Here is a 10,273-nt window from a genome sequence, read left to right as displayed (position 1 = left end):
TCAGAAATTCCACAGCCCGGCGCTCCGAGTAGTAGTGCCCTTCCGACGGCAGCCCTTCAGCAAAGCCGACGTGACCACCCTTCGCTGGTGTTTCCAGGAACACGTACGGGCTCCGCTCAGCAGCTTCACGGGGAAAGCAAGTCGGCGGCAGAAAAGGGTCGTTTTGCGCATTTACAATAAGCGTCGGGATACGAATGCCATCGAGGTAGCGTCCCGAGCTGCTGTGCTCATAGTATTCATCAGCCGACTTGAAGCCGTGCATAGGCGCTGTGAAGCGGTTGTCGAACTGCGGAAAGTCGCTGAGTTCGTCCAAGCCTTCCAGGTCCAGCTGGCCCGGCATTAGCTCCGCTTTCATGCGAATCTTCAGGCGCAACGATTTCAGAAAGCGGTTCAGGTAAATGCGGTTCTGCACGCGCGAAATCTGCTCTGATCCGGCTTTTAGATCAGTAGGCACTGAAAACACGGCGGCCCGCTTTACTTCCTGCGGAATGCGTGTGACATCCTCGCCGAGGTATTTCAGCGTCATGTTGCCCCCGGCCGAAAAACCCGTCAGAAACACGCGCCGGTAACGGCCAGTGGCTACAGCCTGCTGCACCACAAAGTGCAGGTCGTCGGTGTCGCCAAGGTGGTAGGCGCGCAGTAGGCGGTTGGGCTCGCCGCTGCAGCTGCGGTAGTTCCAGGCCAGCGCATCGAAGCCGGCTTTGTTTAGTGCCCGGGCCATGCCGCGCACATAAGGCCGATCGGCGTCGCCTTCAAGACCGTGCGAGATAATGGCCAGCGTGTCGGTTACGTGCTCGGTACGCGACCAATCCAGGTCCAGGAAATCACCGTCGGGTGTTTCTACGCGCTGGCGTTGGTATTGCACCTCGGGCACTTCACGTAATAAGCTGGGTACAATGGTTTGCAGATGGCCGTTGAACAAATAAAAAGGCGGCCGGTAGCGAGAGTTGGCAACGAGAGGCATCGCAACGGCTGGCTAATTGTGAAGGGGAAGTAACAAGGAAGATAAGCAGAAAAGATGCATGCATACTATGTTATCGTGTAGAAGGACGCTATTGAGCTTCAAAAAGTGCACTGGGGCCTACTGATTCATCATATTTTAAAATGACATAGCTTTGAGCATTAGCTTATTAACTGTTGAGGTTGAGCTAATTAATATTAACTACCATTAATGGTTCACGTATAAGAGCTCCATGTTCCACTACCAACTATGAAAACAATGAAAGTCTTCCCTCATCTTTTGATTGCAGCGATGGTCATGCTGGGCACCTCGTGCAGCAGCACCTCCAATACTGGCTCTACCGGCGCGAGCACCGGAGGCAGCACTATGACCGACGCTACGGCTACTGATGCAACTTCTGGTACGTCTATGACAGGCACGAGTGGTTCGGGCACTGTAGGAGGCGCTGGGACTGTCAACACTGACATCACTACCAGAACTGTAAGCCCCGGTGAAACCGGCAACTACAACGGCGCTGCTAGCGTGGGCACCGACGCAGCCGATATGAACGCCTTTGCAGCCACTTTTGCTACCATGGATGACCCCACATTCATGCTCACAGCGGCTAGCAGCAACATGCTAGAAATTCAATTGGGGCAGTTAGCCACGCAGAAGTCGACCAATGCTGAAGTAAAGCGGTTCGGCCAGATGATGGTAGACCATCACGGCAAAGCCACCCAAGATTGGAAGGCCGTGGCGACACCCATGAAGGTGCAGATGCCGACAGCTTTGATGCCTGTGCACCAAGCCATGTTGGATAAAGTGTCCGGCAAGTCGGGCAAAGATTTCGACGAAGCCTACATGGATGCTATGGAAGTGGCTCACAAGATGGACGTTGCCATGTTTGAGGCCAAGACCAAGCAAGCCCAAACGCCTGCCGTGAAAACCTTTGCAACCAAGTCGCTGCCCATGCTTCGTTCGCACCAGACCATGGCTAGCGGCATCGAGAAGAAAGTAGATTAGTGCTGAATACTTAGCCTTACGGCTAAAAGAGTAAGTCCCAGCTGGGTTTGCCTGGCTGGGACTTACTCTTTACCTACTTGATACATTGCCACAAATACTGCGAGGGTCTCGGCTACCACCAGTGAAAGATTCAAAGCCGCTTCGGTGCCAAACGTCCGATAAAGAAGTGGTTAAGTGTATTTGCTACAAGTGCCGCCAAGGGCGCTAAAGGAACCACGTGCTCCAATCTTGTAGGCACGGGAGCAGGGCCTTAGCTTGCTGATATGTTCTTCTGTAGCGGCGACATACAGCCATAAAGGCTGCCAAAAAGCCATTACGAATAAGCCTGCGTAGTCCCGGCCTACCCGATGGCAAACTGGAGGAACCTGCTACCAGCATCTGGTGGGGCCCAAACCGACTGGTAAGTAGCTTCGTTGGTCATGTCACTGTCGAGATAACTTTTCAGTAGTGCTCTTGAGAAAACGCAACGGCAAATATGCTAGCTTGCAAATAAGGCTGGATAGGCTTGGTTAGAAGCCAGCTAAGCGTACCAAAGGATTTCCTTCAACACATGTTTGCCATTGTCGATGAGAAAACTTACCTTTGCCAACCCAATTGACTAGAACCTCGACAGAATCTCTGTTTTTTCGCTTTCCGCATCATGGCAAATCATAAGTCGGCTCTGAAGCGCATCCGCTCGAACGAAGCCAAGCGCGTGTTGAACCGTTACCAGCACAAATCAACCCGTACGGCCGTTAAGAAATTGCGCGCCACCACCGACGCTACAGAAGCCCAGGAGCTGCTGAAGAAAGTATCGTCGATGCTGGATCGTCTGGCCAAGAAGAACATCATCCACAAGAACAAGGCTGCTAACAACAAGTCGAGCCTGGCCAAGTACGTAAACAAGCTGGCTGCCTAAGCCAAGCGGTTTCGTCGTAGTTCTTACCAAAGGCCCTGCGCGGTATTGCGTGGGGCCTTTGTGCGTTGGGTGTACTCAAGCGCCTGACCACTTGCAAGCGTTTTCAGTTTCAAGGCTTCAGCAGACAAATGTGATTATCGCCTTCAGTATGACGGCCTGCTAGATCTGATGTTCGTTGACTTTCGGCAATGTGCGTAACAACGATGCTAGAGTCCCGCAGCCGTTGATGGCGGTCAGTAGACTGTTGTTAGGCTTGGTTTGGCGGGTTGTTCTGACGGGCTGCTGAGACGGTATTAACAGCAAGAGCTATTCTGGTAATCGTTTGCATCTCGGCTGGCTGCCTTGATAAATAAACCCAGATCTTGGTGCAGCGCGCAGCAGCGTTTAAGTTGGAGCTTGACCGAACAGCCGCCGCGAACTGTCCACGCTTCTCGTCTAAATGAACAAGAAAAGCCCTTGGTGAAGACTACACCAAGGGCTTTTCTTTTCACTATGCAATAGTTTTATACCACGCTCAGCTTGATCATGTTGGCTTTTCCCCGCTCGTTAATCGGCATCGAGGCGGTACTTACAAATACGTCGCCTTTAGTGATGTTGCCAGTCGCAGTCAGCACGTACTTGATGTCTTCGATGGTCGTATCGGTACTCACGAAACGGTCGTAGTAGAAGCCACGCACGCCCCAAGACAGGCTGAGCTGCGTGAGGATGGCTCGGTTGTCGGTGAAGACGAAAATGTTGGCCTGCGGGCGGTATTTCGATAACTGGTAGGCAGTGTAGCCCTTGTGCGTCATGCCCACAATGGCTTGGGCACCAGTGGCGCGGGCGAGGCTGCAGGCCGCGGCCAGCACGTTGTTGGTGTAGTAGGTATCCGGAGCGGCCAGCGGGTCGCCGGGCGCAAACTCCCGGTGGTACATGCCCGGATGCTCTTCAGCGCTGCGGATGGTGCCCACCATGGAACGAATTACCTCTGCGGGGTAAGCGCCCACGGCTGTTTCCGCCGACAGCATCACGGCATCGGCACCATCAAGCACGGCGTTGGCCACGTCGTTGGTTTCGGCGCGCGTCGGGCGCGGATTGACGATCATACTCTCCATCATCTGCGTAGCCACGATGACCGGTTTGCCGGCACGGTTACACTTCTGGATGATCATCTTCTGAGCCATCGGCACTTCCTCGGCCTTGATTTCCACGCCCAGGTCACCGCGGGCTACCATTACGGCATCGGTAAGCGCGATGATTTCATCAATGTTGCGCAGAGCCTCCGGCGTTTCAATCTTGGCCACGACGCGAGCCTGCTTGCCCGACTCGGCAATTATCTGCTTGATAAAGCGAATGTCCTCGGCGCGACGGGCAAAGGACAAAGCAACCCAATCAACGTCGTTTTCAAGGCCAAACTTCAAATCCTCGATGTCCTTTTCCGTCATCGAGGGGGCCGACACGTCAGAGTTAGGCAGGTTGATGCCTTTGCGAGGCTTCACAGTGCCACCGTAAATAACCTCTGTCTCTACTTCTTTCTCGCGGTCGGTGCTCAGCACGCGTAATTCCAGCTTACCGTCGTCGATAAGGATCATGTCGCCGGGCTTTACGTCGCGAGCCAAGCCGAGGTAGATGGTGCTGATACGGCCAGGACGGCTTATTTCATTTTCCCCGCATACGAGTTGAAGCCGCTCACCAGCTTTGATTTCAAAGGAGCCGCCCTCTACGTCGCCCAGGCGGATCTTAGGACCCTGCAGGTCCTGCAACAAGCCCACGTGCGTGCGCAAATCCTTGTTGAGGCGGCGCACAAGGTTTATCACGGCGAGGTGCTCTTCGTGTTTGCCGTGGCTGAAATTCAGGCGAAAGACATCCACGCCTTCGCGGATGAGCATGGCGAGCTTATCGTAAGTGTTGGAGGCCGGCCCGACGGTGGCCACGATTTTGGTCTTATTAAAAACCGGTCGGTTTTCCATGTATCGTGAGGTGTTGTGCTCGATTTCTTGCGTCTTTTTTTGCTGTTGGGCTTCGGTCTGAAAACGGCAAACCCATTGCCTCGCTATACTGGAGCAGCGGCCAAAGGCGCTATTTTTTCGCCAGGCACAAGGCTATGGTCTAATAAGCCAGTAGCTTACGCTAGGCGGCGCGCTCCTGGCGGCAATCAGAACCACTGTTTCCAGCTAAATTTGATCCCAAATCAAACAGCTTTGTGACCCTAAAAGAGCAAGTTTTCTTTGAACTTAAGCGTATTCGGGTCAAAACGGCATACGTACTGCACGGCCGGCAAGGCCGCCAATTGGGCCATTAATTCCTCTGCTTCGAGGCTACCCGTACCATTTTGCACCTGAATCAGGTAGTCGTACTCTTTGATGTCAGGGGCTAAAAAGGGCTTCTTCAACGGCGACGGATCTACCGAGCGGTTGCGTAGCAGGCGCAGGGTAGCTGTTTCGGTGGCGTGCAGGTAGTTGCTGATTACGAGGCGCCCACGGGTAAGCAGGTCGTAAATTAGATCCTGCTGCTTCACCAAACGCAGGCGTAGCGCCCGGTTCAGTGCCCAGGCCAGCTTATGGTCCCGGCTCGACGATACCACGCCGAACAGGTCGAAGTCGCAGTCGTAATCGCAGTCGAGGGTAAGGGTTTTCATAGGCGCAGTGCTAGCCCGGCGAGCAACGCAAAACTACGGACTTGCGGGGGCGAAACCAGCATGGCCCCCCTGGCAATTCACTGGCGCCGGTTTGACAATGTTGCTGAAGATGGTGTTATTTGTGCCGAGTTTTCTTTAAACCCCACGGAAATGTCTGAAATCGCAGAAAAAGTAAAAAGCATTATCGTTGATAAGCTGGGCGTAGAGCCGTCGGAAGTAACGCCCGAGGCCAGCTTCACCAACGACCTCGGCGCTGACTCGCTGGACACGGTAGAGCTTATCATGGAATTCGAAAAAGAATTCAACGTAAGCATCCCCGACGATCAGGCTGAGAACATCGGCACCGTGGGCCAAGCCATTGCTTACCTCGAAGAGCACGCCAAATAAGGCATCTTTACCTTAGCTAAAGCACCTACCGCTTTGCCGGCCGGCCCGCGCCGGCCGTTTTTCTTTCCCTACTTTTCCCCCTTCGCATCCTTTTATGGCGCTACGGAGAGTTGTTGTTACTGGTCTCGGAGCCATCACCCCCCTCGGCAATACAGTTGCTGAATACTGGGACGGTTTGTCGCGCGGCGTAAGCGGGGCAGGCCCCATCACCCGGTTCGACGCCAGCAAGTTCAAAACCCGCTTCGCCTGCGAAGTGAAGGGCTACAACGCCGACGACTTCTTCGAACGCAAAGAAGGCCGCAAGCTGGATTTGTTTTCGCAGTTTGCCGTGGTAGCCGCCGATCAGGCCATTGCCGAAGCTGGCATTGGCGACGGTAGTGTCGACAAAGACCGGGTAGGCGTCATTTGGGGTTCGGGCATTGGTGGTCTGCGCACCTTCCAAGAGGAGTGTGTGGCCTTCGCCAAGGGCGACGGTACCCCGCGCTTCAACCCGTTCTTCATTCCGAAGATGATTGCCGACATTGCGTCGGGCCACGTTTCCATGAAGCACGGCTTTCGCGGCCCCAACTTCGTGACCGTGTCGGCCTGCGCCTCGTCGTCGAATTCCATCATCGATGCCTACAACTACATTCGCCTTGGTTACGCCGATGTGATTGTGACCGGAGGTTCTGAGGCTGCCGTAACCGAAGCTGGCATCGGGGGCTTTAATGCCCTGAAGGCTTTGTCGGAGCGCAACGATGCTGCCGAAACGGCCTCGCGCCCTTACGACAAGGACCGCGACGGTTTCGTGCTGGGGGAGGGCGCCGGAGCCCTGATTCTGGAAGATCTGGAGCACGCCAAAGCGCGCGGCGCCAAGATTTATGCGGAAGTTCTGGGCGGCGGCATGTCGGCTGATGCCTATCACCTCACCGCGCCCGACCCCGAGGGCAACGGTGTGATGCTGGTGCTGAAGCAGGCCCTACGTGACGCGGGCATCGCGCCCGGAGATGTAGACTACATCAACACTCACGGCACGAGCACACCACTGGGCGATGGCGCCGAGGTTAAGGCGATTCAGAAAGTATTCGGCGACGCCATTTACGACCTGAACATTTCCTCGACGAAGAGCATGACCGGGCACCTGCTCGGCGGTGCCGGGGCCATTGAGGCCGTGGCGAGCATTCTGGCCATGGAGCACAGCTTGGTGCCTCCCACCATCAATCATTTTACCGACGACCCGGAACTCGACCAGCGCCTGAACTTTACGTTCAACCAGGCTCAGGCCCGCGAAGTGAACATTGCGCTCAGCAATACGTTTGGCTTTGGTGGGCACAATACCTCGGTGGTGTTCGGAAAGCTCCGCGACTAACTTCTGCTTATGGTACAGCGCAGCGGCCGTACGCTTCCGCTGTTCGGTTTCTTTCGCCGTTTGCTCGGCCACGACCGTCAGTTTCGGCAGGCAATAGCTTCCGTGACGGGCCGTGCGCCGAGCAACGTGCGTTTGTACCGGCTGGCATTTACCCACGCCTCGTTGGTCCGGCAACAGACCGGCCAGTCGCGGCATCTTTCCAACGAACGCCTGGAGTTCCTCGGCGACGCCGTGTTGGGCGCCGTCGTAGCGGAGTACCTCTTTCGCAAGTTTCCCTACGAGCCGGAGGGCTTCCTTACAGAAATCCGTTCGCGCATCGTGAACCGGGAAAGCATGAACCAACTGGCCCTGAAACTGGGACTGGATGCGCTGGTGCAGCTAGACCCCGGCCAGGGCCGTTCGGCCCGGTCGCGTTCCGTCAATGGCAATGCACTAGAGGCCTTGGTAGGGGCTATTTACCTCGACCACGGCTACGAGGAGGCGCGCACGTTTGTGCTTAAGCGACTCATTCGGCCTTACGTGGACGTGAAGTCATTGACCAGCACCACGGCCAACTTCAAGAGCAAGCTCATTGAGTGGGCGCAGCGGCAAGGCAAAGCTGTGCGCTACGAGCTTAATGGAGAGCAGCGGACCGGTGGCGTGATGGAGTTTTCGGCGACGGTGATGATCAACGAGGAGGCAGTGGCCACGGGTATGGGCCTCTCAAAGAAGCAGGCCGAGCAGCAGGCAGCGGAGCGGGCCTTGAATTTGTTGGGGGTCTGAGTAGGTAATTGCCGAACGACCATAGCGCAGACAGCCGTCTGTGCTATGGTCGTTCTAGCGTCCAAGCAACCCGAATCGAGCATTTCGAGTTACTTGCAGCACGTTTTCACCAACTCTGCACCTTAGCTTATGCGACTTGCCGGCGCCGCCCTGAACCAGACTCCCATCGATTGGCAAAACAACCTGCGCAACATTCGCGAGGCCATTGAGACGGCCCAGGCATCGGGGGTAGAGCTGCTATGCCTGCCGGAGCTGTGCCTGACGGGCTACGGCTGCGAGGATTTGTTTTCGCATGACTGGTTAAGCGAAACGGCGCTGGAACACCTGCAGGAAGTGCGTGGCTACTGCACCGACCCCAACATGGTGGTGTGCGTGGGCCTGCCAGTTCGCCTCAATGGCCAGACTTATAACACGGCCTGCGTCATCCGCGACCGGCAGATATTCGGATTTGCGGCGAAGCAGTTCTTGGCCAACGACGGCGTGCATTACGAGCCGCGCTTCTTCACCTCGTGGGTGCCCAATACCACCGCCACGGTGCGCTTCAATGGCGAAGAATGGCCCATTGGTGACCTAATCTTCGAGCATCAGGGCGTGTCATTCGGCTTCGAAATCTGCGAGGATGCGTGGCGGCCGGCTGTGGATCGGCCGGCAGGGCGGCTAAAGCAGCGCGGTGTGCAGCTGATCGTGAATCCTTCGGCCTCGCACTTCGCCATGAGCAAAACCGACCTGCGCTACCAGTTAGTGCTGAAAGGCTCGCGCGATTATCAGGTGACCTACCTCTACGCCAACTTGCTCGGCAATGAGGCGGGCCGCATCACCTACGACGGTGAAATCCTGATTGCGCGTAATGGTCAGCTCATCAAACGCAACCAACTGCTGAGCTTCAAGGATGTGGATCTGGAGTACGCCGATGTCGATTTCAGCCAGGAGTTGGTGCTGACGCAGGAAATTACCCCGCTGCCGACGCCCGACGAATACCGCGAGCTGAACCAGGCGCTTAGCTTGGCGCTATTTGACTACATGCGCAAAGCCCGCAGCAAGGGTTTCGTACTGAGTTTGTCGGGCGGCGCCGACTCGTGCATGTGCGCCGTGGGTGTAGCGGAGCTAGTGCGCCTTGGCGTGGAGGAGCTCGGCGTGGAAGGCTTTATGCGCAAGGCCGGCAACTTCACCGACGACGAAATTCGCTTCGCCATGAATTATCGGCAGCTGCCGGGCGCAACGCCCGAAGAACCCGTGCGGCTGGCTGATGCGGGCCGCGTGCAGGCGCCCTCGCACCCCGGCGTGCAAACCACCGGCAACGAGCAGCGCACGCTCAACCAGCAGCTCACCCGTCGCCTGCTTACCTGCGCCTACCAAGGCACCGTCAATTCCTCCGACGATACTTACCTCTCAGCCAAAGAGCTAGCCGACAATGTGGGCGCGGTGTTCTTCAACTGGGAAATTGATCAGGAAGTAAAAGGCTACACCGGCAAGATTGAGCACGCGCTGGGCCGGGCGCTAACCTGGCAAACCGACGACCTCACTTTGCAAAACATTCAGGCCCGGGTGCGTGCCCCCAGCATTTGGATGCTGGCCAACGTGCTCAACTGTCTGCTCATTACTACCTCCAACCGTTCTGAAGCCGCTGTGGGCTACTGCACCATGGACGGCGACACGGCCGGCAGTATTTCGCCCATTGCCGGTGTGGATAAAGCTTTCGTGAAACAATGGCTGGTGTGGGCCGAGACGGAGCTGAACTACCCCGGCCTGCACCGCGTGAACAACCTGGCACCTACCGCCGAGCTGCGCCCCCTCGAAGACAAGCAGACCGATGAGCGCGACCTGATGCCGTACCCACTACTGAACAGCATCGAGCGGCTGGCTTTCTACCACCGGCTGAGCCCGCAGCAGGTGCTGGTCCGGCTAGGAGAGGAGCTGACCGATATCGACCCCGAATTGCTTAAAACCTACGTCCGCCGGTTCTACCAGCTCTGGAGCCGCAATCAGTGGAAGCGGGAGCGGTTTGCCCCCTCGTTCCACCTCGATGATTACAACCTTGATCCGCGCTCTTGGCTGCGCTTCCCCATTCTAAGCGGGGGCTTCCAGGAAGAGCTGGCTAAATTGTAAGCCCTGACAGTGGGGGCGCCGATTCGGAACCAAGTTGGAAGAGCTTCTAACACAACCATTAATCAGCTTTCGAAAAAAAAGCTGGAAAGGACTCTGATGTTCCAAGCGCGGCCTACCAAGAAGTTTTGTTAGGCGTTTTGAGTATTGAATAGCCTTGGAAGACAGGTGGTTGTGGAAACTTAGCGAACTGCG

The 10,273-nt window shown here is 56.2% G+C and carries 9 protein-coding genes; 6 read left to right on the top strand and 3 right to left on the bottom strand.

What is annotated here, in order from left to right:
* A partial coding sequence (locus AC5FXY_RS20470; RefSeq protein WP_493558585.1) for a YheT family hydrolase occupies positions 1–964 on the bottom strand: 964 nt, incomplete at its 3' end.
* A gap of 255 nt (positions 965–1,219) precedes the next feature.
* Between AC5FXY_RS20470 and AC5FXY_RS20465 the strand changes: the two genes are divergently transcribed.
* Positions 1,220–1,963 (top strand): DUF4142 domain-containing protein, encoded by a 744-nt coding sequence (locus AC5FXY_RS20465; protein WP_493558584.1) that lies wholly within the window; start codon positions 1,220–1,222, stop codon positions 1,961–1,963.
* Positions 1,964–2,603: 640 nt separating this feature from the next.
* Positions 2,604–2,861 (top strand): 30S ribosomal protein S20, encoded by a 258-nt coding sequence (gene rpsT / locus AC5FXY_RS20460; RefSeq protein ID WP_493558583.1) that lies wholly within the window; start codon positions 2,604–2,606, stop codon positions 2,859–2,861.
* Positions 2,862–3,364: 503 nt separating this feature from the next.
* Here the strand turns inward: rpsT and pyk are convergent.
* Both pyk and AC5FXY_RS20450 read right to left on the bottom strand, forming a co-directional pair.
* On the bottom strand, positions 3,365–4,810 hold the full coding sequence (gene pyk / locus AC5FXY_RS20455) for a pyruvate kinase (RefSeq protein ID WP_493558582.1): 1,446 nt from the start codon (positions 4,808–4,810) through the stop codon (positions 3,365–3,367).
* 239 nt (positions 4,811–5,049) lie between these two features.
* A complete protein-coding gene (locus AC5FXY_RS20450) occupies positions 5,050–5,478 on the bottom strand; it encodes an IPExxxVDY family protein (RefSeq protein WP_493558581.1) in 429 nt (142 codons plus the stop codon).
* A 150-nt stretch (positions 5,479–5,628) separates the two neighbouring features.
* Here AC5FXY_RS20450 and AC5FXY_RS20445 point away from each other — a divergent pair, with 150 nt between their 5' ends.
* From AC5FXY_RS20445 to nadE, 4 genes are all read left to right on the top strand, one after another.
* Positions 5,629–5,865 (top strand): acyl carrier protein, encoded by a 237-nt coding sequence (locus AC5FXY_RS20445; RefSeq protein WP_059067513.1) that lies wholly within the window; start codon positions 5,629–5,631, stop codon positions 5,863–5,865.
* Positions 5,866–5,959: 94 nt separating this feature from the next.
* The gene (fabF, locus tag AC5FXY_RS20440; RefSeq protein ID WP_493558580.1) at positions 5,960–7,213 is read left to right on the top strand and encodes a beta-ketoacyl-ACP synthase II; all 1,254 of its coding nucleotides are present in this window, start codon (positions 5,960–5,962) and stop codon (positions 7,211–7,213) included.
* A gap of 9 nt (positions 7,214–7,222) precedes the next feature.
* Positions 7,223–7,975 (top strand): ribonuclease III, encoded by a 753-nt coding sequence (gene rnc / locus AC5FXY_RS20435; RefSeq protein WP_493558579.1) that lies wholly within the window; start codon positions 7,223–7,225, stop codon positions 7,973–7,975.
* A 129-nt stretch (positions 7,976–8,104) separates the two neighbouring features.
* On the top strand, positions 8,105–10,081 hold the full coding sequence (nadE, locus tag AC5FXY_RS20430) for an NAD(+) synthase (protein WP_493558578.1): 1,977 nt from the start codon (positions 8,105–8,107) through the stop codon (positions 10,079–10,081).
* The last annotated feature ends 192 nt before the right edge of the window (positions 10,082–10,273 follow it).

Source organism: Hymenobacter sp. FMD4 (assembly GCF_058932745.1).
This window is presented reverse-complemented; position numbering and strand designations above follow the sequence as displayed.

What these genes read in the sequence shown, in the direction of transcription:
- rnc (WP_493558579.1), top strand. Translation starts at nt 7,223, where the DNA reads ATGGTACAGCGCAGCGGCCGTACGCTTCCGCTGTTCGGTTTCTTTCGC.
- AC5FXY_RS20465 (WP_493558584.1), top strand. Translation starts at nt 1,220, where the DNA reads ATGAAAGTCTTCCCTCATCTTTTGATTGCAGCGATGGTCATGCTGGGC.
- fabF (WP_493558580.1), top strand. Translation starts at nt 5,960, where the DNA reads ATGGCGCTACGGAGAGTTGTTGTTACTGGTCTCGGAGCCATCACCCCC.
- pyk (WP_493558582.1), bottom strand. Translation starts at nt 4,810, where the DNA reads ATGGAAAACCGACCGGTTTTTAATAAGACCAAAATCGTGGCCACCGTC.
- rpsT (WP_493558583.1), top strand. Translation starts at nt 2,604, where the DNA reads ATGGCAAATCATAAGTCGGCTCTGAAGCGCATCCGCTCGAACGAAGCC.
- nadE (WP_493558578.1), top strand. Translation starts at nt 8,105, where the DNA reads ATGCGACTTGCCGGCGCCGCCCTGAACCAGACTCCCATCGATTGGCAA.
- AC5FXY_RS20445 (WP_059067513.1), top strand. Translation starts at nt 5,629, where the DNA reads ATGTCTGAAATCGCAGAAAAAGTAAAAAGCATTATCGTTGATAAGCTG.
- AC5FXY_RS20450 (WP_493558581.1), bottom strand. Translation starts at nt 5,478, where the DNA reads ATGAAAACCCTTACCCTCGACTGCGATTACGACTGCGACTTCGACCTG.